Annotated in this window: 26 protein-coding genes; 13 read left to right on the top strand and 13 right to left on the bottom strand. The window is 69.2% G+C overall.

Annotated elements, in window-relative coordinates:
• Positions 1-103 precede the first annotated feature (103 nt).
• Positions 104-2,602, top strand: coding sequence for an FtsK/SpoIIIE family DNA translocase (locus A5648_RS01995; protein WP_207511575.1), 2,499 nt, complete (start codon positions 104-106; stop codon positions 2,600-2,602).
• Here the strand turns inward: A5648_RS01995 and A5648_RS02000 are convergent.
• On the bottom strand, positions 2,599-3,954 hold the full coding sequence (locus A5648_RS02000) for a wax ester/triacylglycerol synthase family O-acyltransferase (RefSeq protein WP_065022942.1): 1,356 nt from the start codon (positions 3,952-3,954) through the stop codon (positions 2,599-2,601). The two genes, A5648_RS01995 and A5648_RS02000, sit on opposite strands and share 4 nt — an antisense overlap.
• Positions 3,955-4,116: 162 nt before the next feature.
• Between A5648_RS02000 and A5648_RS02005 the strand changes: the two genes are divergently transcribed.
• Complete coding sequence (locus A5648_RS02005; RefSeq protein ID WP_065022943.1) at positions 4,117-4,623, top strand: DUF421 domain-containing protein; 507 nt, start codon at positions 4,117-4,119, stop codon at positions 4,621-4,623.
• Positions 4,624-4,686: 63 nt separating this feature from the next.
• Here the strand turns inward: A5648_RS02005 and A5648_RS02010 are convergent, their stop codons facing one another.
• Positions 4,687-5,211: an amino-acid N-acetyltransferase gene (locus A5648_RS02010; RefSeq protein WP_065022944.1), complete on the bottom strand. Its 525-nt coding sequence runs from the start codon at positions 5,209-5,211 to the stop codon at positions 4,687-4,689.
• Positions 5,212-5,266: 55 nt separating this feature from the next.
• Between A5648_RS02010 and pgsA the strand changes: the two genes are divergently transcribed.
• From pgsA to pspM, 4 genes are all read left to right on the top strand, one after another.
• A complete protein-coding gene (pgsA, locus tag A5648_RS02015; protein WP_065022945.1) occupies positions 5,267-5,860 on the top strand; it encodes a CDP-diacylglycerol--glycerol-3-phosphate 3-phosphatidyltransferase in 594 nt (197 codons plus the stop codon).
• 90 nt (positions 5,861-5,950) lie between these two features.
• Positions 5,951-6,274 carry a transcriptional regulator ClgR gene (clgR, locus tag A5648_RS02020; protein WP_065022946.1) on the top strand — a complete coding sequence of 108 codons (324 nt, stop codon included), beginning with the start codon at positions 5,951-5,953 and terminating at the stop codon, positions 6,272-6,274.
• A gap of 82 nt (positions 6,275-6,356) precedes the next feature.
• Entirely contained in the window at positions 6,357-7,181 is an 825-nt protein-coding gene (gene pspA, locus A5648_RS02025) for a phage shock protein PspA (RefSeq protein WP_064855129.1), read from the top strand.
• Positions 7,182-7,184: 3 nt separating this feature from the next.
• Complete coding sequence (gene pspM, locus A5648_RS02030) at positions 7,185-8,027, top strand: phage shock envelope stress response protein PspM (protein WP_065022947.1); 843 nt, start codon at positions 7,185-7,187, stop codon at positions 8,025-8,027.
• On the opposite strand, the gene A5648_RS02035 is transcribed toward pspM, so the two are convergent.
• Together A5648_RS02035 and A5648_RS02040 are read right to left on the bottom strand one after the other, a co-directional pair.
• Positions 8,024-8,437, bottom strand: coding sequence for a DUF5313 domain-containing protein (locus A5648_RS02035; RefSeq protein ID WP_065022948.1), 414 nt, complete (start codon positions 8,435-8,437; stop codon positions 8,024-8,026). The two genes, pspM and A5648_RS02035, sit on opposite strands and share 4 nt — an antisense overlap.
• Before the next feature lie 6 nt (positions 8,438-8,443).
• Positions 8,444-8,884 (bottom strand): limonene-1,2-epoxide hydrolase family protein, encoded by a 441-nt coding sequence (locus A5648_RS02040; protein ID WP_065022949.1) that lies wholly within the window; start codon positions 8,882-8,884, stop codon positions 8,444-8,446.
• Between the two features lie 42 nt (positions 8,885-8,926).
• Here A5648_RS02040 and A5648_RS02045 point away from each other — a divergent pair, with 42 nt between their 5' ends.
• A complete protein-coding gene (locus tag A5648_RS02045) occupies positions 8,927-10,099 on the top strand; it encodes a glycosyltransferase (protein ID WP_065022950.1) in 1,173 nt (390 codons plus the stop codon).
• 10 nt (positions 10,100-10,109) lie between these two features.
• Positions 10,110-10,304, top strand: a complete 195-nt coding sequence (locus A5648_RS02050; protein ID WP_064855124.1) for a DUF3046 domain-containing protein — start codon at positions 10,110-10,112, stop codon at positions 10,302-10,304.
• On the opposite strand, the gene A5648_RS02055 is transcribed toward A5648_RS02050, so the two are convergent.
• Positions 10,295-10,945: a TetR/AcrR family transcriptional regulator gene (locus A5648_RS02055; protein ID WP_065022951.1), complete on the bottom strand. Its 651-nt coding sequence runs from the start codon at positions 10,943-10,945 to the stop codon at positions 10,295-10,297. The two genes, A5648_RS02050 and A5648_RS02055, sit on opposite strands and share 10 nt — an antisense overlap.
• 72 nt (positions 10,946-11,017) lie before the next feature.
• Here A5648_RS02055 and A5648_RS02060 point away from each other — a divergent pair, with 72 nt between their 5' ends.
• The 3 genes from A5648_RS02060 (at position 11,018) to recX (ending at position 13,960) form a co-directional block, all read left to right on the top strand.
• Positions 11,018-12,250 (top strand): oxygenase MpaB family protein, encoded by a 1,233-nt coding sequence (locus A5648_RS02060; protein ID WP_065022952.1) that lies wholly within the window; start codon positions 11,018-11,020, stop codon positions 12,248-12,250.
• 161 nt (positions 12,251-12,411) lie between these two features.
• Positions 12,412-13,464 carry a recombinase RecA gene (gene recA / locus A5648_RS02065; RefSeq protein WP_207511577.1) on the top strand — a complete coding sequence of 351 codons (1,053 nt, stop codon included), beginning with the start codon at positions 12,412-12,414 and terminating at the stop codon, positions 13,462-13,464.
• Entirely contained in the window at positions 13,430-13,960 is a 531-nt protein-coding gene (gene recX, locus A5648_RS02070; RefSeq protein ID WP_109470654.1) for a recombination regulator RecX, read from the top strand. Before recA ends, recX begins: the two co-directional genes overlap by 35 nt.
• A 3-nt stretch (positions 13,961-13,963) precedes the next feature.
• Here recX and A5648_RS02075 read toward each other — a convergent pair whose 3' ends face one another.
• The 5 genes from A5648_RS02075 to A5648_RS02095 form a co-directional block, all read right to left on the bottom strand.
• Positions 13,964-14,185 (bottom strand): hypothetical protein, encoded by a 222-nt coding sequence (locus A5648_RS02075; RefSeq protein WP_065022955.1) that lies wholly within the window; start codon positions 14,183-14,185, stop codon positions 13,964-13,966.
• A gap of 63 nt (positions 14,186-14,248) precedes the next feature.
• On the bottom strand, positions 14,249-15,133 hold the full coding sequence (locus tag A5648_RS02080; protein ID WP_065022956.1) for an amino acid ABC transporter permease: 885 nt from the start codon (positions 15,131-15,133) through the stop codon (positions 14,249-14,251).
• Positions 15,130-15,807 (bottom strand): amino acid ABC transporter permease, encoded by a 678-nt coding sequence (locus tag A5648_RS02085; protein WP_065022957.1) that lies wholly within the window; start codon positions 15,805-15,807, stop codon positions 15,130-15,132. The genes A5648_RS02080 and A5648_RS02085 overlap by 4 nt, the downstream gene beginning before the upstream one ends.
• Positions 15,804-16,604: a glutamate ABC transporter substrate-binding protein gene (locus tag A5648_RS02090; RefSeq protein WP_065022958.1), complete on the bottom strand. Its 801-nt coding sequence runs from the start codon at positions 16,602-16,604 to the stop codon at positions 15,804-15,806. Before A5648_RS02090 ends, A5648_RS02085 begins: the two co-directional genes overlap by 4 nt.
• Positions 16,604-17,353, bottom strand: coding sequence for an amino acid ABC transporter ATP-binding protein (locus A5648_RS02095; protein WP_065022959.1), 750 nt, complete (start codon positions 17,351-17,353; stop codon positions 16,604-16,606). The genes A5648_RS02090 and A5648_RS02095 overlap by 1 nt, the downstream gene beginning before the upstream one ends.
• Positions 17,354-17,421: 68 nt before the next feature.
• On the opposite strand from A5648_RS02095, the gene miaB reads away from it, so the two are divergent.
• Both miaB and A5648_RS02105 read left to right on the top strand, forming a co-directional pair.
• On the top strand, positions 17,422-18,915 hold the full coding sequence (gene miaB, locus A5648_RS02100) for a tRNA (N6-isopentenyl adenosine(37)-C2)-methylthiotransferase MiaB (RefSeq protein ID WP_065022969.1): 1,494 nt from the start codon (positions 17,422-17,424) through the stop codon (positions 18,913-18,915).
• Positions 18,912-19,517: an Rv2732c family membrane protein gene (locus A5648_RS02105; protein WP_065022960.1), complete on the top strand. Its 606-nt coding sequence runs from the start codon at positions 18,912-18,914 to the stop codon at positions 19,515-19,517. The genes miaB and A5648_RS02105 overlap by 4 nt, the downstream gene beginning before the upstream one ends.
• Here the strand turns inward: A5648_RS02105 and A5648_RS02110 are convergent.
• The 3 genes from A5648_RS02110 to A5648_RS02120 form a co-directional block, all read right to left on the bottom strand.
• Positions 19,483-20,175 carry a phosphodiesterase gene (locus A5648_RS02110; protein WP_065022961.1) on the bottom strand — a complete coding sequence of 231 codons (693 nt, stop codon included), beginning with the start codon at positions 20,173-20,175 and terminating at the stop codon, positions 19,483-19,485. The genes A5648_RS02105 and A5648_RS02110 overlap by 35 nt on opposite strands.
• Positions 20,175-20,633, bottom strand: a complete 459-nt coding sequence (locus A5648_RS02115; RefSeq protein ID WP_065022962.1) for an SRPBCC family protein — start codon at positions 20,631-20,633, stop codon at positions 20,175-20,177. Before A5648_RS02115 ends, A5648_RS02110 begins: the two co-directional genes overlap by 1 nt.
• An 89-nt stretch (positions 20,634-20,722) precedes the next feature.
• Positions 20,723-22,054 carry a DUF349 domain-containing protein gene (locus A5648_RS02120; RefSeq protein ID WP_082966285.1) on the bottom strand — a complete coding sequence of 444 codons (1,332 nt, stop codon included), beginning with the start codon at positions 22,052-22,054 and terminating at the stop codon, positions 20,723-20,725.
• Positions 22,055-22,240 lie beyond the last annotated feature (186 nt).

A 22,240-nucleotide genomic window follows, 5' to 3' on the forward strand; every position in this document is an offset into this window, starting at 1 on the left:
GGCACGATGTGACCGGTGCCACGCGGGTGACTCCGACGCGGCCCCGCCAGTGACCAGTGTGGCAGATGGTGCGAATGAGGGTATTGCGGTTAGGCTTGCGGCTATGGCTAGTAAGACGGCTAGTGGGACCGGAGCTCGATCGGGAACGCGAACTAGCAGGTCAAAGGCTGGTTCGCGGGCCAACTCCCGGCCGGCCCGCGCTGCGGCGGCGCGTCGCAAACCGGCACCGCGTCGGCAACGCTCGGGGCTGGCCGGGGCCGGGCTGGCCTGCGGCCGGGCCGCCCGGGCGGGCTGGCTGATGGTCGCCAAGGCCGCCGGCGGCACTGCGCGATCGGTCGGCCGCGCCCACGACATCGACCCGGGCCATCGCCGGGACGGCATCGCGCTGGCACTGTTGGGCCTGGCCGTGGTGACCGCCGCCAGTTGCTGGCTGGACGCCGCGCGGCCGGTCGGGGCATGGATCGACACCGGGCTGCGCGCCGTGATCGGCGGGGCGGTGGTGTTGCTTCCGGTGCTCGCCGGCGTCGGCGCCGTGCTGTTGATGCGCACCGAACCCGACCCGGAGAACCGGCCCCGGCTGATCCTCGGGTCGGCGATGGTGGCCCTGCCGATCCTGGGCCTGTGGCATCTGTGGTCCGGCTCCCCGCCGACCCCGGAAGGCCGGCTGCACGGCGCCGGTTTCGTCGGGTTCGCGATCGGCGGGCCGCTGGCCGACGGGCTGACCGCCTTCATCGCCGCGCCGCTGCTGTGCATCGCCGTGCTGTTCGGGGTGCTGTTGCTGACCGGAACGACCCTGCGCGAGGCGCCCGAGGCGTTGCGTGATCTGTTCACCGCGCGCGGGTATTCCGACGACGACTACTACGAAGATGATTACGACGACGGCTACGCCTATGACGACGCCGCCGTCGCCGACAACGACGATGGGGCGCTCGCCGACGATGCCCCGGACTGGCAGTCGCGCACCCCGCTGGACAACTACCCGCTCTCCGAAACGGACGTAGCGCCCGCCGATGTACCCAAGCCCGCCCGCCGTAAGCCCAAGCCCAAGACGGCCAAACCGACCGACACCACCGTCGTGCTGGACCGGGTGGTGGAGGGGCCCTACACGCTGCCGCCGCTGAGCCTGCTGATCGCCGGCGATCCGCCGAAGACCCGCACCGCCGCCAACGAGGCGATGACCGACGCGATCACGTCGGTGCTCGAGCAGTTCAAGGTCGACGCCGCGGTCACCGGCTGCACCCGCGGCCCCACCGTCACCCGCTACGAGGTGGAGCTGGGGCCCGGGGTCAAGGTCGAGAAGATCACCGCCCTGCAGCGCAACATCGCCTACGCGGTGGCCACCGAAAGCGTGCGGATGCTCGCACCGATCCCGGGTAAGTCCGCGGTCGGCATCGAGGTGCCCAATACCGACCGGGAGATGGTGCGGCTGGCCGACGTGCTGACCGCGCCGTCCACCCGCCGCGACCACCACCCGCTGGTGATCGGCCTGGGCAAGGACATCGAGGGCGATTTCATCAGCGCCAACCTGGCGAAGATGCCGCACCTGCTGGTGGCCGGCTCCACCGGCTCGGGCAAGTCCAGCTTCGTCAACTCGATGCTGGTGTCGCTCTTGGCGCGGGCCACCCCCGAAGAGGTCAGGATGATCCTGATCGACCCGAAGATGGTGGAGCTCACGCCGTATGAGGGGATTCCGCACCTGATCACCCCGATCATCACGTCGCCGAAGAAGGCGGCGGCCGCGCTGGCCTGGCTGGTCGAGGAGATGGAGCAGCGCTACCAGGACATGCAGGCGTCCCGGGTGCGCCACATCGACGTCTTCAACGAGAAGGTGCGTTCCGGGGAGATCACTACGCCGCTCGGCAGCGAACGGGTCTACCGGCCCTACCCCTACATCCTCGCGATCGTCGACGAGCTCGCCGACTTGATGATGACCGCACCGCGCGACGTCGAGGACGCCATCGTGCGGATCACCCAGAAGGCCCGGGCCGCCGGCATTCACCTGGTGCTGGCCACCCAGCGTCCCTCGGTGGACGTCGTCACCGGCCTGATCAAGACCAACGTGCCGTCCCGGCTGGCGTTCGCCACCTCCTCGCTGACCGACTCGCGGGTCATCCTCGACCAGGCCGGCGCGGAGAAGCTGATCGGGATGGGCGACGGACTGTTTTTGCCGATGGGTGCCAACAAGCCGGTCCGGCTGCAGGGCGCGTTCATCACCGACGAGGAGATCCACGCCGTCGTCACCGCGGCCAAGGACCAGGCCGAGCCCGAGTACACCGAGGGCGTCACCACCGCCAAGTCGACGGGGGAGCGTACCGACGTCGACCCCGACATCGGCGACGACATGGAAGTCTTCCTGCAGGCCGTTGAGCTGGTGGTGTCCAGCCAGTTCGGCTCGACCTCGATGCTGCAGCGCAAGCTGCGGGTCGGCTTCGCCAAAGCGGGCCGGCTGATGGACCTGATGGAGACCCGCAGCATCGTCGGCCCATCCGAGGGCTCCAAGGCCCGCCAGGTGCTGGTCAAACCCGACGAGCTGGCCGCGACCCTGATGGCCATCCGCGGCGGCGGCGAATCGGACGACGACGCCGATGACGCCGACGACTAGACGTTGACCACCAGCGCCAACCCGTGCCGGTCCCGGCCCGACCGCCTGGGCCGCTTGCTGCGGGCCAGCAGGCGGGCGACCGCGGCTTCGATGCCGCGCGCGAGTTCGTCGGCGCCGGCGACGGCGTCGTAGTCGGCCAGGATGCCGAAGAACAGCTCATCGGCGTAGCGCAGAATCGCCGCGCCGGTGCGCAACTGCAGCGCGATCGGCGGAATCGGAAAGACCGCGGACACGGTGCGCCCCATGATGTGCAGCGGCAACTTCGGGCCGGGAACCGTGGCCGCCAGCGCCACCACGCTGCGTTGCGGCAACCGGGACAACAGGTTGGTCGCCCACGCGGTTACCGGGGCCGGGAGCGCGCGCGCCACCGCCCGCACGGCGGTGCTGCGCTCGGCGGCAACGGCGGCCTCGGCCAGCCGGGCGTGCACCATCCGTAACCGGACCACCGGGTTGTCCTCGTCGACCGGCAGCCGAGGCAGCAGCACCTCCTGCCGAGTCGGCACCAGGGTCCGCAGCGAACCGGGCTGCGGGCACTGGCCGCGGCGGATCAAGATGTTGCGGTAGCTCTCGGTGATCGCCGCCAGTGCCACGTCGTCGACGGTGACTTCGAAGGCGCGGCAGATCTGGTCCACCTCGGCGGCGCGGACCCGAGCCGCGGTGTAGCACCGCCGGCTCGTCAGCGGGCCGTTGAGCGGGCCGACCGGCCGCAGCAGGCCGGTGGCGAATTCCGCAGCGCCGCGCAGCATTTGCTCGGCCTGCACGACCCCCATCATCGCGTCGACGGCGATCGAGGTCGCGGTCGACAGCGCGCCGTGCCACCCGGTGCGCTGCCCGGCGCTCTTGGCGGGACTCGCAGTGCCCGGCCCGCTGCCGTGCGCCACCCCCTCATCGGACAGTCCGGCCAGGATGTGGACGGTGGCCACCGCGTCGGCGATGCACGGGTGAACTTTGACCAGCAGCGCCCAGCGGCCGCCGGACAGGCCCTCGATCGCCCAGATCTCCCACAGCGGCCGGTCCCGGTCCAGCCGCCAGGACATCAATTCGGCCACGACGGCGAACAACTCATCGTCGCTGCCGGGTCTCGGGACCGCGACGCGGCAGACATGGCGGGCCAGGCTGAAGTTGCCGTCGTGCACCCACTCGGGCGCGCCTAGGTCGAAGACCCGGCGCCGCAAGCGCTGGGCGAACCGGGGGCAGGCCGAGATCCGCTCACCCAGTGTCGAGATCAGTGACTCGTGATCGGGGATCGGCCCGTCCAGCACCGCCAGGGCGCCCATGCCCAGATGCGTGTGCCGGTCGGCGTCTTCCACGTGCAGCAGACTCGTGTCCAGCGGCCTCAGGTGTTCGGTCATGGCAGCCTCCGGGTATGTGCAACTGTCAGTACCACTATCTCGTTTCGGGGCCGGCCGCGGCAGGGCCGGAAGTCCCGAATGACACGGACGCCCGCGACGAGTTTGGGGGCACGCCCGGGGAAGAAGATGACAACAGGCTGAGTCGGCGGAGATAATCACCGGATGGATTGGGCGAAATTGTTCAGTTTCGATACGCCGCCTGCCGAGATCGTGATCCGCGGAACGGTCATCTACGTAACCATCTATGCGCTGTTGCGGGTGGTCCTCAAGCGGGAATCCGGCACCAACGGCATTACGGATCTGATCGTGGTGGTATTGATCGCCGACGCGGCGCAGAACGGCATGGCCGGCGGGTATCGGTCGATCAGCGACGGCATCTTGCTGGTTACCGTGATCATCGGCTGGTCGTTCCTGCTGAACTGGGCGGCACATCGGTGGACCTGGGCGGCGCGGATCCTCCGGCCGGGTTCGCTCCTGCTGATTCGCGACGGCGAACTGCTGTACAACAACATGCGTAAAGAGATGATCACCGAGAGCCAGCTGCGCGAGCAGGGACGCAAGCAGGGCATCGTGGATCTCAGCGTGGTGCGCGAAGGCCGGATGGAGTCCGACGGTCAGTTCAGCTTCATCATCGGGGCGGCCCCCGGCTTCCTCGCCTCGACCGCGTAAGCGCTTGCTGCGGCGGTCCCAGCTTCGCCTCTTTTTCGTCGAGCCTCGCTGAACCGCCGGGCGCTACAGCACGAGCAGCATCCGGGTGTTGCCCAAGGTGTTCGGCTTGACGTAGCTCAGGTCGAGGAATTCGGCCACACCGACGTCGTAGGAGCGTTGCATCTCCTCGTACACCTCGGCGGTGACCGGGGTGCCGTCGATCTCGGTGAAGCCGTGGCGGGCGAAGAAAGCGGTCTCGAAGGTCAGCACGAACAGTCGCTGCAACTGCAGCTCGCGGGCGACCTGCAGAAGGCGGTCGACGAGCGCGTACCCGATACCGCGACCGGTCTGGGCCGGATCCACCGCGATGGTGCGCACCTCACCGAGGTCCGACCACAACACGTGCAGGGCGCCGCAGCCCACCACGCCCTGCTCGGAGTCCTCGGCCACCCAGAACTCCTGGACCGCCTCGTACAGCGTCACCAGGTTCTTCTCCAGCAGGATTTTGCCGGCGTAGATGTCCACCAGCTTCTTGATCGCCGGGACGTCGGATGCCCGCGCACGCCGGATCAGGGGCCGCTGGACCGGTGGATCACCCGCGTGGTGCACAGATGCACAGTATCGGTTTCTCACTTCTGGCTGAGTAACGGATATTCTGTCTGCCGTGTCGGGGCAACCTCAAACCGGTCCGGCGGTGACGCGCGTCCCCGTGATCAATCTCGCCAACGCGTTGACCGTCATGCGGATGCTGTTGGTCCCCGTCTTTCTGCTGGCGCTGTTCGCCGAAGACGGCCATGACGCCAAGACCCGCGTCGCGGCCTTCGTGATTTTCGTGGTGGCCATCGTCACCGACCGGCTCGATGGCGCCCTGGCCCGCAACTACGGGATGGTCACCGAATTCGGCACCTTGGCCGATCCGATCGCCGACAAGGCACTGATCGGTGCGGCGTTGATCGGCCTGTCGATGCTCGGCGACCTGTGGTGGTGGGTGACGGTGCTGGTGCTGGTCCGCGAGATCGGGATCACCGTGCTGCGGTTCGCGGTGCTGCATCGGGGCGTGATCCCGGCCAGTCGTGGCGGGAAACTCAAGACGCTGGTGCAGGCGGTCGGGATCGGGTTGCTCGTTCTGCCGCTGACCGGTCCCTGGCTGGTGACGGCCTGGGTGGTGATGGCCGCTGCCGTGGTGCTGACGGTGGTGACCGGCGTGGACTACCTCAGGTCGGCGCTCGCGGATCTCGGCCGGCCCGCCCGCAGCTAAACCGGCGATCCGGGAACCCGCAGGGGCGTCGCGGGCGTTGACCTTGGTGACTGTCGGTTTTGCAGGGTTGACCCGATTAAGGAGTACACGATGACGGCTTTGCTGCGGGAATCGGTCGGCGAGGTGTTGCGCCAGGCCCGAACGGAGCAGGGGCGCACCCTGCGCGAGGTGTCGGATTCGGCGCGGGTCAGTCTGGGTTACCTCTCAGAGGTCGAGCGCGGCCGCAAGGAGGCGTCCAGCGAGTTGCTCAACGCGATCTGCGCGGCGTTGCGGATCCCGTTGTCGGCGGTGCTCTTCGATGCCGGCAACCGGTTGGCGCGGGCCGAGCGGGCCGAGCGGAACCTCGGGGTCAGCCGTATCGATGCCGGTACCAAGGTCGTCATCCCGCCGATCCGGGCGATGGCCTCGGCGTGACGTGTCGAAGCTTCACCCGGGTACCACCGAACCGATAAGTTAGCGGCAGACCGCATCGCAAACAACCAGACGGAGCTGACTGATGGCCAACCCGTTCGTCAAGGCGTGGAAGTACGTGATGGCGCTGTTCAACGCCAAGATCGACGAGCACGCCGATCCGAAGGTGCAGATCCAGCAGGCGATCGAAGAGGCGCAGCGGCAACACCAGGCACTCACCCAGCAGGCCGCCCAGGTCATCGGCAACCAGCGGCAGCTGGAGATGCGACTGAACCGGCAGCTGGCCGACATCGAGAAGCTTCAGGTCAACGTGCGCCAGGCGCTGACGCTGGCCGACCAGGCCACCGCGTCGGGAGACAGCGCCAAGGCCACCGAATACAACAACGCCGCCGAGGCGTTCGCGGCTCAGTTGGTGACTGCCGAGCAGAGCGTGGAAGACCTCAAGGCGCTGCATGACCAAGCGCTGACCGCTGCCGGTCAGGCCAAGAAGGCCGTCGAGCAGAACGCGATGGTGTTGCAGCAGAAGATCGCTGAGCGCACCAAGCTGCTCAGCCAGCTCGAACAGGCCAAGATGCAGGAGCAGGTGAGCGCGTCGCTGCGGTCGATGAGCGAGATCGCCGCGCCGGGCACCACCCCCAGCCTCGATGAGGTGCGCGACAAGATCGAACGGCGTTACGCCAACGCACTCGGCGAAGCGGAACTGGCGAGAGGGTCGGTGCAGGGCCGGATGCTCGAGGTGGAACAGGCCGGCGTGCAGATGGCCGGCCACTCCCGGTTGGAGCAGATCCGCGCGTCGATGCGCGGTGAGTCGCTACCGGCCGGCGGCACCGCCGCCGCACCGGCCCCGCCCACCCCGGCGGCTCCGCAGTCGGGCGCCGACCTCACTCCCGAGAATCCGCTGGACCGGTAGTCGATGGCCGTGAGAGTCGGAGGGCTGCGAGGCCGGAGCCGGGGCGCCCTACTTCAGCGCGCTGTCGACCGTGCCAGCGAAGCTGCCGACGTCCTGGCCGACAAGCTGGGTGCGATCGCCGACCCACGGGCCAGATTGCTGCGCAAGCGTCGGTGGGCGCTGCGTTTGGGAGTGCTCTTCGGTGCCGCCTGCGGGTTCTGGTTGGCTGTGACGGCTGTCCTGGCGTCCTGGGCCACCCCGTGGTGGGTGCTGCTGATCACCGGGCTGGTCGCCGCGGGTGCGGCCGCGCCGGCAACGCTGCTGTTGCTGCGGTACCGCTGGCTGCGCTCGGTGCCACTGCCCGCGGCGCGCACCGTCACCGCGCGGCGCCTGCCGCCGCCCGGGTCGGCGGCGCGACCGGCGATGTATGCGCTGGGCGCCTCCGAGCGCGGCATGGTGTCGCTGCTGGGCGTACTGGAGCGCGGCCGGTTGCTGCCCGCCGGTGAGATCACCGAACTGACCGCCGCCGTCAACGGGGCCGCGTCGACGATGGCGGCCACCGCCGCCCAGGTGGTGTCGATGGAGCGCGCCGTGCAACACAGCGCGCAATCGCGCGAATACCTGGTGCCGACGATCAATGCGTTCACCGCACAGTTGAGTGCCGGCGTTCGCCAGTACAACGAAATGGTGACCGCCGCAGCGCAACTGGTCGCATCGGCGAACGACAGCTCATCCACGCCGACCGGCGATCCAATGAATTCGCCGATGTCGCAGCAGCGTTACCGCGAGGAGCTGACCACCGCGACCGACCGCATGCTGGGCTGGGCGCAGGCGTTCGACGAGCTCGCCGAGCTGCCCCGAATCTAGATGTCGTCGCTTCGCTGATCGACTGATTCCGGCCGCGCGCCGTAGCGTTCGGCGTAGGACCGGTGGATGTGGGCGTCGCGCTCGCGCTTGCGTGCGTCGGCGAGCTCCGGGTCGAGGCCGTGCATCCGCAGCATGTGCTTGCGCCACACCTTGTTGAGCGCATGCGAGAACAGGATCGCCATGAACCAGATCGGAAACGTCATGCTCACGTGCGTCATGAAGTCTGTCGGCAACAGCCAGAACGGGATCAGGATCAGCGTCGTCGGCACGACGGCGCGCATGATCATCCGGATGGTGGCGCCGGGGCCGGCCAGGTCGTTGCGAACCCAGTCCCGCATCTCCGGCGGCAGCGGGCGGCCGTAGCAGTACCGGAGATATTGGATTGCGTTGGGTCGTCGGCGGGTGGTCAATACGGCCTACAAGGTCGGGCGTAGCGCGGGAAAGACGGTCGCCGCCACCGCCCGCAGCGTCGCCTTGAACATATCGAAGAAGTCGAAGTAGTCGCGCCACAACGTGATACGCCCGTTGTGGACCTCGAACACCCCGCACACCCAGAATTGCAGACGCAGCGGACCGAAGGTCAGCGCATCGGTGCGCTCGGTGAGCACCGCCGCGCCGTCAGCAGCGATGCGGTGGATTTTCACGTCGAAGGCCGCCCGGCCCGCCATCCGGCGGAACACCCCGATGGTGGCGCTGCGGCCGTAGATGGTCGGCAACCCGACATTCTGATACACCACGTCCTCGGCGAGTGCGGCCGCCGCGGTGTCGAGATCATCGTCGGCGAGGGCATCGAGGAACGTCTCCACCGTGCGGACATTGTCGGCCGTCGCGGTCTGCTGGACACTCGGTTCGGTCATGCCTCCCAGCCTAGGCCCGCCGGCCTGTGGCACGGTAGGCCGATGCGCATCGTGGTAGTCGCCGGGCCCGACCCCGGCCACGCGTTCCCGGCGATCGCGTTGTGCCGGCGCTTCGTCGCGGCTGGGGACGCGCCGACGCTGCTGACCGGGGTGCAGTGGCTCGACACCGCGCGCGCCGCCGGGGTGGACGCCGCCGAGCTGCTCGGCCTCGATGCCACTAGCGACGACGACGACGCCGACGACGGGGAGAAGCTGCACCGGCGGGCGGCCCGCATGGCGCAGCAGAACCGCGAGCAGCTGCGGGACCTGGCCCCGGACCTGGTGGTCTCCGACGTGATCACCGCCTGCGGCGGAATGGCCGCCGAACTGCTCGGCATCCCGTGGGTCGAGCTCAGTCCGCATCCGCTGTACCTGCCGTCCAAGGGCCTGCCGCCGATCGGCAGCGGGCTGGCTCCCGGCCGCGGGGTGCGGGGCCGGCTGCGCGACGCGGTGATGCGGTCGCTGACCGCACGATCGGTGCGAACCGGTCTGCGCCAGCGCGCCGAGGCCCGGGCGGGCATCGGCCTGCCGGAGCGCGATCCCGGGCCGGTGCGGCGCCTGATCGCCACGCTGCCGGCCCTCGAGGTGCCCCGGCCGGACTGGCCCGCCGAGGCCGTCGTGGTCGGGCCGCTGCACTTCGAGCCGACCGAAGAGCTGCTCGCGGTGCCGCCGGGCTCGGGCCCGCTGGTGGTGGTGGCGCCGTCCACGGCGTCGACCGGTGCCGCCGGGCTGGCCGAGCTGGCGGTGCAGCACCTGGTGCCCGGCGACGCGCTGCCGGCGGACGCCCGGATCGCGGTGTCGCGGCTGAACGGCCCCGAGTTGCCCCTGCCGCCGTGGGCCGTGGCCGGTCTGGGGCGCCAGGACGAGCTGCTCAGCCGCGCCGATCTGGTGATCTGCGGCGGCGGGCACGGCATGGTGGCCAAGTCGCTGCTGGCCGGACTGCCGCTGGTGGTGGTGCCGGGCGGGGGCGACCAATGGGAGATCGCCAACCGCATCGTGCGCCAGGGCAGCGGCCGGCTGATCCGGCCACTGAGCCCGGCCGCACTGGCCGAGGCGGTGCGTGCCGTGCTGGCCTCACCTAGTTACCGCGACGCCGCACGACGGGCCGCCGAGGGCGCCGCCGAGGTGGCCGACCCGGTGCAGGTGTGTCACGAGATACTTTCGCGCGCTGAGTAGGTTGGGACGCGTGCGCCTGACCGAATTCCACGAGCGGGTAACGCTGCGTTTCGGTGCGGCCTACGGCGCCACGGTGCTGACCGACCACGTGCTGGCCGCGGTGGGTGGCCGGACCGCTGCGCAGGCGATCGAGGACGGGGTGGAGCCCCGCGATGTGTGGTGGGCGCTGTGCGCGGACTTCGACGTCCCCCGCGATCAATGGTGAGAGTGGTCGTGCGGTGCCACGATGCTGCGGACCAGGGCCACGGACAGGTCCGAGCAGAGGGCAGCCAGTTCGGCGGGGGACTCGACGGGGTCGGCCAGCCAGGCTTCGATGATCTGATTGACGCCGCCGACGATGAATAAGGCGCCGCGGCGTAACTCCGCAGGCGGTGGAGGTTTGCCGTCGAGGACGCCGGGAGCGTGCTCGACGATCGAATCGGTGATCAGATCCAGGATGCGCGCGCGGTGCTCGTTGAGTCCGGGGACGGCGGACAGGTCGCTGGTGGCGATGCGGTGAATGTAGGGGTCCGCGGCGATGAGGTCGAGGAAGGCCGTCAGCGCCGACCGCAGCTTGTCGGTGAGCGTGCCGGGATCACCGACGCCGGCGGTGACCATCGCTTCGAGCAGCTGGTCACGGACGTCGTCGGAGACGGCGAACAGCAACGCGTCCCGATTACTGAATTGTTCGTAGAAGTAGCGCGGGATCAGCCCCGCGGCGGTACAGACGCCGCGGACGGTGACTTCGCTGAGGCCGGATTCACCCCAGATCCGGCGGCCCGCGGCCAGCAGTTTGCCCCGGCGTTCGGCGCGGCGGTCGACCGCGCTGATGCCGCCGTAGTCGCGCACCACGCCCGGGCGTTTCATTGACATCACCCTACCTGCGGCTTAAGTTTGGAACACGGCTGTTATCCAAAATGTGCGCAGGAGGCTTAGCCGATGACGTCACCCGTAGTGGGGCCCGTCGTGGCTATCCCGACCCGCCATCCGGACGCGCCGGGTGCGATCCCGGCCAGCATCCGGATGCTGGCCGGGGTGTTGGCGATCGCCAAGCCCACGCCGGAACGGTGGCGCCAGATCGGTGCGGACCTGACCGCCGGGGACGAGCCGATGCAACGGCTGGTCGAGTGGATGTCCGGGGTCAAGGAGGCGCGGGCGGTCTTCGATCGGATCCTCGCCGACGGGCTGGCTTCGGTGCCCGACGCCCCGCAGCCGCTGCGCGAGTTCTTCGGGGAGTTCGAGCCGATCCCGGACTGGGTCGACATGGCGCGGGTGCGCCGGGGCCAGCGGGCCCTGCGCCGAGGCGGTGCCGACGGCACCTACATCGCCCGCGACGTGTCCTTCCTGGGCGGCTACCAGTTCTCCTCGTTCAACAAGACCCTGCTGCGCACCGGCGTGCTGGAGAAGGGCTCGAACAAGCGGTTCGCCGAGACCCTGCAGTGGGCGATGGACGTCACCGGTGACGGGGGATTGGAGCCGCTCGGCGTCGGCTATCAGGCCACCATCCGGGTCCGGCTGATCCACGAGTACGTGCGCCGGCACGTGGCCGCCCTGCCGGACTGGCGCAGCGACGAATGGGGGCTGCCGGTCAACCAGACCGACATGGCCGCCACCCTGGTGGGCGCGTTGATCGCACCACCCGCGGCCGGACTGGGACTGGGAATCGTGTTGTCGCCGAGCGAACTCGAGGACATCGCCCACCTGACCCGCTACGTCGGCTGGCTGATGGGCGTCCGCGACGACTGGCTGCCGGGCAGCTTCCGCGACGGCGTCCGCATCCTCTACCAGACCCTGGGTGCGCTCTCCGCGCCCGACGAGACCACCAAGCAGCTGGCCGGCCCGATGGCCGACGACCCGCTGCAATGGCACTTCAGCGCCCTGCCCGGCCTGCGGCGCCGGATCGCACGGGCCCAGCACCTCTCGATGACCAGCAGCTTTTTGGGGCCGCGCGCGATGCACAAGCTGGGCTTGCCGGTGTTCGTGTTGCCGTGGTATCCGCTGGTGCGGATGCCGGTGAACCTGGCTCGCAGTCTTGCGGCGCTGATCCTGCCCGGTGGGCTGGACCGCGCGGCGCTGCGCGGGCGCCGTGAGCAGGTGGAGTTCATGCGCACCATGGTGGGCGATGAGGACACCGCCATCGGGGCCTCGGCGCACGTGATGCGGGTGGCGTAAGCCGTCGGAATTCGACACGCCGACACACCGCGTGTCTGACTTGATTCGAACACCCGTTCGCCTACTGTGGAGAGAGTTCGCCGGGTTGTCGGACCCTATCGCTAGCGTCACGGCCAACCGACCGAGAACCGGTCAACCGAACACCGAACCACAGGAGAGACATCATGGCGCAAGCACCTGACCGCGAGAAAGCACTCGAACTGGCGATGGCCCAGATCGACAAGAACTTCGGCAAAGGCTCGGTGATGCGCCTCGGCGACGAGGTGCGTCAACCGATCTCGGTCATCCCGACCGGGTCGATCGCCCTGGACGTAGCGCTGGGCATCGGTGGTCTGCCCCGCGGCCGGGTCGTCGAGATCTACGGACCGGAGTCCTCCGGTAAGACCACGGTGGCGCTGCACGCGGTGGCCAACGCCCAGGCGGCCGGCGGGATCGCGGCGTTCATCGACGCCGAGCACGCGCTGGACCCCGAGTACGCCAAGAAGCTCGGTGTGGACACCGATTCACTGCTGGTGTCTCAGCCCGACACCGGTGAGCAGGCGCTGGAGATCGCTGACACGCTGATCCGCTCCGGCGCGCTGGACATCCTGGTCATCGACTCGGTGGCCGCCCTGGTGCCGCGCGCGGAGATCGAGGGCGAGATGGGGGACAGCCACGTCGGTCTGCAGGCCCGGCTGATGAGCCAGGCGCTGCGGAAGATGACTGGCGCGCTGAACAATTCGGGCACCACCGCGATCTTCATCAACCAGCTGCGGGAAAAAATCGGTGTGATGTTCGGCTCTCCCGAAACGACCACGGGCGGAAAGGCTTTGAAGTTCTACGCCTCGGTGCGCCTGGACGTCCGGCGGATCGAAACGCTCAAAGACGGCACCGACGCGGTCGGCAACCGCACCCGGGTCAAGGTGGTCAAGAACAAGGTCAGCCCGCCGTTCAAGCAGGCTGAGTTCGACATCCTGTATGGCCGGGGCATCAGCCGTGAGGGCTCGCTGATCGACATGGGTGTGGATCAGGGCTTCATCCGCAAGTCCGGTTCCTGGTTCACCTACGACGGTGAACAGCTCGGGCAGGGCAAGGAGAACGCCCGTAATTACCTGCTGGAGAACGTCGACGTGGCCAACGAGATCGAGAAGAAGATCAAAGAGAAGCTCGGCATCGGTGCCGTGCTGACCGATGGTTTGGCTGATGACGTCCTGCCCGCTCCCGTCGACTTCTGAGCCGGCCGAACCCAAGCGTGAGGAGCAGGCGAAGTCACTGTGCCTTCGCCTGCTCACCGCGCGGGCTCGCACCCGCGCCGAGCTCGCCGGTCAGCTCAGCAAACGCGGTTACCCCGACGACGTCAGCGCCCGGGTGCTCGATCGGCTGGCCAAAGCCGACCTGATCGATGACGCTGATTTCGCCGAGCAGTGGGTGCGCTCCCGGCGCGAACACGCGGGCAAGGGCAAAAAGGTGCTGGCTGCCGAACTGCGCACCAAGGGCGTCGCCGAAGACGTCATCGCCGGGGCGCTGGCCGATATCGACGCCGGCGCCGAGCGCGTGCGGGCTGAACAGCTGGTGGTTGGCAAACTCCGTCGGGAAACCCTCGGTGAGGACGACATGCGCGTCACCCGGCGGCTGGTGGCGATGCTGGCCCGCCGCGGCTACAGCCCGTCGATGGCCTACGACGTGGTCCGTGACGAGCTGGCTGCCGAGCGGGAGCGCCGGCGGGTCTGAAACTCAGACCTCGTCGACCTCGTTTTTGTCGGTGAAGACTTCCTTGGTCCGCTCGACCGCATGAGTGGCGATCTCCATGGAATCCTGGACGATCGCACTGACGCCGCCGGAGACGTCCCCGCGGATGATGTCGCCGGCGTCCTCGACGATGTCGGAGGCCTTCTCGACAGCGTGGGTGGCGATGTCGCGGGCGGCATTGAAGGCGTCCTTGGGGGTGAGAGCCATCAGAGTCTCCTGTCGCTAGCTGGTGGGTCCGACTCTAGACGCCCAGCCAAGCCCGCGCAGTGCCTAGACGACCTGAGCTCCCGGGGTGCCCTCCGGCTCGATCGTGGCCGCCTCCAACGGGTTGTGCCGCGAGCGGCGCAGCCGGCGCTCCAGTGCGATGGCGCCGGCCGACAACGCCAGGTTTCCGGTGATCATCAGCGCCGCGATCACCAACAGCGCCGGGAGGTAATTGCTGTACTGAGAACCGACCACCGTGCCCTGACGCACCATTTCCACGAACGTGATCTGGTAGCCGATCGCGGTGTCTTTGAGCGCCACCACCAGTTGGGAGACCAGCACCGGCAGCATGGTGGTGACGGCCTGCGGCAACAGCACCAGCCGCATGGAGCGGCCCCAGCTCAGGCCCAGCGCGGCGGCCGCCTCGGATTGTCCGGCGGGCAGGGCGTGCACCCCGGCGCGCACGATCTCGGCGATGACAGCGCCGTTGTAGAGCGTCAGGCCGGTGACCACTCCGGCCAGGGCGAGCTGCTGCGGCGGGAACACGTCCAGCACGCCATAGACGAAGTAGGCGAAGATCATCATGATCAGCACCGGAATCGCCCGGAAGAACTCCACCACCACCGCACAACTCCAGCGCAGCGGCCGCACCCCCGACAACCGGCCAACGCCGAGGCCGACGCCCAGGACCAGCGCCAGCCCGATCGACCAGGCCGCTGCGGTCAGCGTGCCCACCACCCCGGGCAGCACGTAGGTCCGCCACAGATCGGCGGTCAAAAACGGCGCCCACTTCTCGGCGGTCAGCTGGCCCTTGGCGGACAGTCGCGAAAACACCAGCCAGGCCAGCAACGCCGCGGCCAGCACCGTGGCCACCGACATGGCGCGGTGGCGAACGCGGGCGCGCGGCCCGGGCGCGTCGAACAGCACCGTTGACGACGCGGCCGCGCTCATCGCGTCACCGCCCAGCGCCGGCCCAGGTACCCGAAAAGCAGGCCCAGCGGCAAGGTGAGCACGACGAATCCGGCCGCGAAGATGGCGCCCACCGCGATCAGCGCCGCGGTGTTCTCGGTCATCGACTTCATCAGCAGTGCCGCCTCGGCGACCCCGATCGCCGAAGCCAGGGTGGTGTTCTTCGTCAACGCGATCAGCACCGAGCCCAGCGGAATGATCACCGCCCGAAACGCCTGGGGCAACAAGATGATTCGAAGATTCTGCCCGAAGCTCAGTCCGAGCGACCGGGCCGCCTCGGCCTGTCCGATCCCGACGGTGTTGACGCCGGCACGCACCGCCTCGCACACGAACGACGCCGTGTACACCCCTAGTCCGAGCACCGCGAGCCGAAAGTTGCTGTCATCGATCGACGTCGGCGACCGCGGGTCGGTCAGCGTCACCCCCAACGTCTGGGCGAGGCCGAACGAACACAGCAGCAACAGCAGCGTCAGCGGGGTGCTGCGCACCAGGTGGACGTAGCCGGCGCCGAGCCACCGCAGCGCCGGCACCGGAGCCAGTCGCATCGCGGCCAGCCCGGTGCCCAGGATCAGGGCGAAGACCCCGGACAGCACCGCCAACTCGACGGTGACGGTGAAGGCCTGAAAAATCTGGCCGCGATACTCGGCGAACATCATCGCTCGATCGGCGGCGGATCGGGCACCGCGAACCCGGCGGCGCCGAAGTTGTCGACGAACGCCGCCCGCCAGGATCCGTCGCGTTCCATCTGCTCGAGCGCGTCATTGATCCGCTGCCGCAGAACGTCGTTGCCCTTACCCACGCCGATCCCGTACTTCTCTTCCGAGAACCGCCCACCGACCAGCTTGAACGCCCCGGGGCTCTGGGCGGCGTACCCGGCCAGGATCACGTCGTCGGTGGTCACCGCGTCGATCGCATTGTTGCGCAACGCCTCCACGCACGCCGAGTAGGTGTCATAGCGCTGCAACTGCACGCCGGGATAGCGGTCCTTGATCCGCTGGGCCGGAGTGGATCCCGACACCGAGCACAGCTTCTTGTGGCGTTGCAGCGACGCGGTGCCGGTGATGTCGGTGTTGTCGGCGCGCACCAGCAGGGACTGCCCGGCCAGCAGGTAGGGACCGGCGAAGTCGACTTTTTGCCGTCGCGAATCGGTGATCGAATAGGTGGCGACCACATAGTCGACCTGGCCGTTGCGCAGCAGCATCTCGCGTTGGCCGGACGGGGCTTCCAGCCAGGCGATGCGCTGCGGCGGGTAGCCCAACCGGCCCGCGACGTAACGGGCCACGTCCACGTCGAACCCGCCGAGCGTGCCGTCCGGCTTCTTGACGCTCAACCCGGGCTGGTCGAACTTGACCCCGATGGTGATCTTGCCGCTGTCGTGGGCGGTGCACGCGACCGACAACGACGCCACCGCCACAGCGGCGGCCAGCACATGCAACAGCCGCGGTGCGCGCATCAGTGGTCGAGAATTCTGGTGAGAAAGTCTTTGGCGCGCGCGGACTTCGGGTCGGAGAAGAACTCTGCCGGGGCGGCGTCCTCGACGATGGCGCCGTCGGCCATGAACACCACCCGATCGGCGGCGCGGCGGGCGAAACCCATCTCGTGGGTCACCACCACCATCGTCATCCCGTCCTCGGCCAGTGAGCTCATCACCGCCAGCACCTCGCTGATCATCTCCGGGTCCAGCGCACTGGTCGGCTCGTCGAACAGCATCACCTTGGGGTTCATCGCCAGCGAGCGGGCGATCGCCACCCGCTGCTGCTGACCGCCGGATAACTGGGCGGGGTGTTTGCCGGCCTGATCGGCGACGCCGACCCGCTCCAGCAGTGCCATCGCCCTGCGCTGGGCCTCGGCCCGCGGGGTCTTGTGCACCTTCATCGGTGCCAGTGTGACGTTGTCGAGGATGGTCTTGTGCGGAAACAGATTGAACGCCTGGAACACCATCCCGACCTGCGCGCGCAGCCGGGCCAGGGCGGCGCCCTCGGCCGGCAACGGCTGACCGTCGATGGCGATGGTGCCCGAGTCGACGGTTTCTAGGCGGTTGATGGTGCGGCACAGCGTCGACTTGCCCGAGCCCGACGGGCCGAGGATCGCCACCACCTCGCCGCGGGCGACGTCGAGACTGATGTCGGCGAGCACATGCAGGTTGCCGAAGTACTTGTTGACGTCCCGGATGGCGATCATGGGCGGCCCGCCGCTGGTCATGGCAGTCGACCCTACCCAGGAGGCGCCCGCCGCCGTACCCGGTCTTGATCAATCCGATCGATCCGGTCATCGCCGGCGGCCGTACCATAGTCCGGGTGAGTTCGCCGGTGATTTCCGAACAGCTGCGCACCTATGAGGTGCGTACCTACGGCTGTCAGATGAATGTTCACGACTCCGAACGCATCGCCGGCATGCTCGAACAGGCCGGTTACCGCCGTGCCGCCGCGGGCTCCGACGCCGACCTGGTGGTGTTTAACACCTGCGCGGTGCGCGAGAACGCCGACAACAAGCTGTACGGCAACTTGAGCCACCTGGCGCCGAACAAGCGCAGCAACCCGGACATGCAGATCGCGGTCGGGGGCTGCCTGGCCCAAAAAGACAAGGACGGCGTGCTCAGCCGGGCGCCGTGGGTGGACGTCGTGTTCGGCACCCACAACCTGGGTTCACTGCCGGTGCTGCTGGAGCGGGCCCGGCACAACCGGCAAGCCCAGGTCGAGATCATCGACTCGCTGCGGGAGTTCCCGTCGTCGCTGCCGGCGGCACGGGAATCGGCTTACGCGGCCTGGGTTTCCATCTCGGTGGGCTGCAACAACAGCTGCACCTTTTGCATCGTGCCGTCGCTGCGGGGCCGCGAAGTGGACCGCAGCCCCGACGACATTCTCGCCGAAGTCGCCGCACTGGCCGACCAGGGCGTTCTCGAGGTGACGCTGCTGGGCCAGAACGTCAACGCCTACGGTGTCTCGTTCGCCGACCCGGAGTTACCCCGCGACCGCGGCGCGTTCGCGTCGCTGCTGCGGGCCTGCGGCGACATCGAGGGCTTGGAGCGGGTCCGGTTCACCTCCCCACACCCGGCCGAGTTCACCGACGACGTCATCGAGGCGATGGCGCAGACCCGCAACGTCTGTCCCGCGCTGCACATGCCGCTGCAATCCGGCTCGGATGCGGTGCTGCGGGCGATGCGCCGCTCCTACCGGGCCGAGCGCTACCTGGGCATCCTCGACCGGGTCAGGGCCGCCATTCCGGATGCAGCGATCACCACCGATCTGATCGTCGGATTCCCGGGCGAGACCGAGCAGGACTTCGCCGAGACCCTGGAGGTGGTGGCCGCGGCCCGATTCTCCGCCGCGTTCACCTTCCAGTACTCCAAGCGTCCCGGCACGCCGGCCGCCGAGTTGCCGGATCAGCTCCCCAAAGAGGTTGTCCAGCAACGCTACGACCGGCTGATCGAACTGCAGGAGCAGATCTCGCTGGAAGAGAACCAGGCGCAGATCGGCCGCACCGTCGAACTGCTGGTGGCGGTCGGGGAGGGGCGCAAGGACGCGCAGACGGCGCGGATGAGCGGCCGGGCCCGCGACGGCCGGCTGGTGCACTTCGTCCCGGGCGGCGCGCAGGTGCGTCCCGGTGACGTGGTGACCACGACCGTGACCGGCGCGGCACCGCATCACCTGCTGGCCGACGGGGATCTGCTGAGCCACCGCCGCACCAGGGCGGGCGACATCGCCGCCGGGCCCCCGCCCGGGGTCGGGCTGGGCATGCCGAAGATGCCGGGAGCCGCGCGGTGAACGGCCGAGCCGACAACGCCGGGGAGCACGGGGACTTCGAGGCCTACCGGGCCGACATCGAAGCCGCGGAGCGCCGGGTGGCCAGCGAAATCGACCCCGGCGGTAGGGGCCTGGTCGTCGCGATCGGCGTGTTCGTGCTGCTGGGATCGTTTCTGCTGCCGCACACCGGGGCGGTGCGGGGCTGGGACGTGCTGTTCGCCACCAATGGCGCCGACGAGGCAATGGTGTCGCTGCCTTCGCGCCTGTTCATGTGGCTCGCGCTGGTGTTCGGCGCCGGGTTCTCGATGCTGGCCCTGCTGACCCGCCGCTGGACGGTGGCGTGGGTGGCGCTGGCGGGCTCAGCGGTGGGCAGCGTGGCCGGCCTGCTGGCCGTGTGGTCCCGGCAGACCGTGGCCCAAGGCCATCCGGGCCCCGGTTTCGGGCTCATCCTGGCCTGGGTCACGCTGATCGTGCTGACGTTTCATTGGGCCCGGGTGGTGTGGTCGCGCACCGCGCTGCAGTTGGCCGCCGAAGAGGAGCGCCGCCGCAACACCGCGCAGCGCCAGGTCCTGGGCCTGCTCGACGAGCTCAGGCCTCCTGAGGACCAGCCGCCGCGCGACTAGCCGCCGGCGCGTCCCTGCCGTCGCGGCTGCCGCGATAGGCCTGGGCCCGCAGTTCGGCGAGCCACCGGGGCCGCAGGTGCACCCCCGGTGCGGTGTTGACAACCGGATCGAACGACACGTCCTCGCCGTGATCGAGGCCGGTGAGCACCAGCCGGGCCAGCGGGCGAAATCCCGCGGTGCCGCGGGCCTGGTCGAGGTCGAAGCAGACCCGGTCCCGCTCGATCTGATCGCCGATGCTGCCCAGCGCCACTCCGAAGCCGTGGACCGGCGTGCTCAGCCGTGCCCGCAACCACCACGTGCTGTCGCGGTAGCCCAGCGGCATGAGCGTGGTCATCGTCAGCCCCGCCCACGACACGACGGGCCGCAACCCGACCGCCCGGCCCACGGCCCCCGAACCCGCTGACACCAGCAGGATGTCCCAGTAGTCGTGCGGGGCCGCCAGCGCCCGCAGGGCCAGTCCGATCGCATCGGGCAGCGGCCCCGGGGTGCCCGCGCCCTTGGAGATCCGAGCGACGACCTCCGAAGAGGCCAGCGGAAGGCCCTCGTCGGCGGGTGCGATCCGCTCGAGAAAGCCGGTCGCCAACACCCCGGTGGGATGAAACACCCGCCGGGACCGCGCCGCGGCGCCCCAGCGAAACACCTGCGCGGCCGGGTCCATCAGCGGCGCGGCACGTCTCCGCGCCACGAGCCGGTTTCGGCGGGCACGTTCTCGATGAAGTCCTTGAACCGTTTGAGATCCGCGTGGACACGGTGGTCGAGGATGTTCAGCTTGTCGGCGACGTTCTCCACGACGCCGTCCGGGTCGATGTCCATCTGGGTGGTCACCCGGGTGGTGTCCTCGTCGATCTTGTGGAATGTGACCACGCCGCCGTGCCGGGGGCCGCTGTCGGATCGCCAGGACACCCGTTCTTCGGGGTGCTGTTCGGTGATCGTCGCGTCGAACTCGCGGGTCGCGGGCCCGACCTTGATCGTCCAGTGCAGGTGGGTGTCGTCGCGTTGTTGGATCCGCTCAACGCCCTCCATGAACAGCGGGAACGACTCGAACTGGGTCCATTGGTTATAGACCGTGCGGATCGGTCGCTTGACGTCGAGTGCGGCGGTGATATTGCTGGCCATAGTTACCCCCAAGTGAGATGGTCGCCAGTGAGACGGTTGTTGTCACTGTGGGGTTAGCCCGGTGCACCCGAGCGCCAAACATCGCCGGGTCAGCGTCGGTTGAGTGCCTGCTCGGCGGCCTGCGCCCATTGCCGCCACTGCTCGGCGCTGGCGGTGGCCTCCGCGGCCTCCTTGTCCCGGCCGGCGGCCTGGGCCTTTTGCGCCTGACGTTCGAATTGTTCGGCGCGGGTACGGAATTGGGCAGCGCGGGCCTCGGCCTCGGGATCCACCACGGACGCCTCGGCGGCGGCGCCGGCATCCCGGACCTTCTTCTCCACCGCCCGCAACCGCCGCTCCAGCTCGGCGGAGCGCTCCCGGGGCACCTTGCCGGTCGCGTCCCACTTGGTGACGATCGACCGCAGCGCGGCGCGTGCCGCATTCTGGTTGGCCGGGTCGATCCGCTCGGCCTCGGCCAGCAGCGCCTCTTTCGCCGTGGCATTGGCCACCAGCTCGGCGTCGCGTTCGGCGTTGGCGGCATTGCGCGCGCTGAAGAAACTGTCCTGGGCGGCCTTGAACCGCTGCCACAGCGCCTCGTCGAGATCCTTGCTGGCCCGCCCGGCCGCCTTCCAGGTGTTGAGCAGCTCCCGGAATGCGGCACTGGTGACCGCCCAGTCCGTCGAGCCGGCCAGCTCCTCGGCGCGCTTGCACAACCGTTCCTTCTCCTCGCGCGCCCCGGCACGCCCGCGGTCGAGGTCGGCGAAGTGCGACCCGCGCCGCCGGTTGAAGCCGTCCCGGGCCGCCGCGTAGCGCTTCCACAGCGCGTCGTCGGTCTTGCGGTCCAGGCCGGTGATCGTGCGCCACTCCTCGAGGATGGTGCGCAGCCGGTCGCCGGCGGCTTTCCACTGCGTCGAATTCGCGGCCAGCTCCTCGGCCTCGGCGGCCAGTGCCTCCTTGCGGGCGGTCGCGGCGGCCCGCTGCTCATCGCGCTGTGCCCGGTTGGCGGCGGCGGCGGCGCCGGCACGCTCGCTGACCGTGGTGATGCGTGCCGCCAGCGCGTCCACGTCACCGAGAACACTTGCCGTCGGCAACGTCTCGGCCAGCGCCGCCGCGGACGCCTTGATCTTGCGGGCGTCGCCGCTTCCGGAGGTCAGCCGCTCCTCGAGCAGGGTCACCTCGGTGCTCAGGTCGTCGAACCGCCGGCCGAAGTGCGCGAATGCGGCCTCGGGGTCACCGGCCTGCCACGAGCCGATCTGCCGCTCGCCGGAGGAGGTGATCAGCCACACCGTGCCGTCGTCGTCGACCCGTCCGAAGCGGTGCGGATCGCTGGCCGGCGGGCCGGCGATCACCGGGCCGGGGCGGGCACCCGGCTTGGGACCGGGTCGCGGGCCCGGGCGCGGGCCCGGGCGGGGAGCGGGGGCGGAGGAACCGCTGTCGATGGTCATCGCTGTCGTCACCTCACCCTTCGCGGGAGACCCGCGCACCTGCCGCGCACCGCGGCGCCTTGCCTCTAGAAGTATCCAAGCGTATTCAAGCAGGTACCCGCCACGCTGTGCCGCTGATATGGGGGACATCTTGTCAAGTGGGCAGGGGGAAGCGGCGGCCGCAACCGTCGCTGCGGCCGCCGCTTT

Origin of the sequence: Mycolicibacter sinensis, from assembly GCF_001673565.1 — a bacterium.
Taxonomy (GTDB): Bacteria; Actinomycetota; Actinomycetes; order Mycobacteriales; family Mycobacteriaceae; genus Mycobacterium; species Mycobacterium sinense_C.

Excerpts from the sequence above, each read along its gene's own strand:
- pspA (WP_064855129.1), top strand. The coding sequence starts at position 6,357 with ATGGCCAACCCGTTCGTCAAGGCGTGGAAGTACGTGATGGCGCTGTTC.
- A5648_RS02085 (WP_065022957.1), bottom strand. The coding sequence starts at position 15,807 with ATGATGTTCGCCGAGTATCGCGGCCAGATTTTTCAGGCCTTCACCGTC.
- A5648_RS02045 (WP_065022950.1), top strand. The coding sequence starts at position 8,927 with ATGCGCATCGTGGTAGTCGCCGGGCCCGACCCCGGCCACGCGTTCCCG.
- A5648_RS02110 (WP_065022961.1), bottom strand. The coding sequence starts at position 20,175 with ATGGACCCGGCCGCGCAGGTGTTTCGCTGGGGCGCCGCGGCGCGGTCC.
- A5648_RS02120 (WP_082966285.1), bottom strand. The coding sequence starts at position 22,054 with ATGACCATCGACAGCGGTTCCTCCGCCCCCGCTCCCCGCCCGGGCCCG.
- A5648_RS02000 (WP_065022942.1), bottom strand. The coding sequence starts at position 3,954 with ATGACCGAACACCTGAGGCCGCTGGACACGAGTCTGCTGCACGTGGAA.
- clgR (WP_065022946.1), top strand. The coding sequence starts at position 5,951 with ATGACGGCTTTGCTGCGGGAATCGGTCGGCGAGGTGTTGCGCCAGGCC.
- A5648_RS02115 (WP_065022962.1), bottom strand. The coding sequence starts at position 20,633 with ATGGCCAGCAATATCACCGCCGCACTCGACGTCAAGCGACCGATCCGC.
- A5648_RS02090 (WP_065022958.1), bottom strand. The coding sequence starts at position 16,604 with ATGCGCGCACCGCGGCTGTTGCATGTGCTGGCCGCCGCTGTGGCGGTG.
- A5648_RS02055 (WP_065022951.1), bottom strand. The coding sequence starts at position 10,945 with ATGAAACGCCCGGGCGTGGTGCGCGACTACGGCGGCATCAGCGCGGTC.
- pspM (WP_065022947.1), top strand. The coding sequence starts at position 7,185 with ATGGCCGTGAGAGTCGGAGGGCTGCGAGGCCGGAGCCGGGGCGCCCTA.
- A5648_RS01995 (WP_207511575.1), top strand. The coding sequence starts at position 104 with ATGGCTAGTAAGACGGCTAGTGGGACCGGAGCTCGATCGGGAACGCGA.
- A5648_RS02040 (WP_065022949.1), bottom strand. The coding sequence starts at position 8,884 with ATGACCGAACCGAGTGTCCAGCAGACCGCGACGGCCGACAATGTCCGC.
- A5648_RS02060 (WP_065022952.1), top strand. The coding sequence starts at position 11,018 with ATGACGTCACCCGTAGTGGGGCCCGTCGTGGCTATCCCGACCCGCCAT.
- A5648_RS02075 (WP_065022955.1), bottom strand. The coding sequence starts at position 14,185 with ATGGCTCTCACCCCCAAGGACGCCTTCAATGCCGCCCGCGACATCGCC.
- A5648_RS02095 (WP_065022959.1), bottom strand. The coding sequence starts at position 17,353 with ATGACCAGCGGCGGGCCGCCCATGATCGCCATCCGGGACGTCAACAAG.
- A5648_RS02080 (WP_065022956.1), bottom strand. The coding sequence starts at position 15,133 with ATGAGCGCGGCCGCGTCGTCAACGGTGCTGTTCGACGCGCCCGGGCCG.
- A5648_RS02005 (WP_065022943.1), top strand. The coding sequence starts at position 4,117 with ATGGATTGGGCGAAATTGTTCAGTTTCGATACGCCGCCTGCCGAGATC.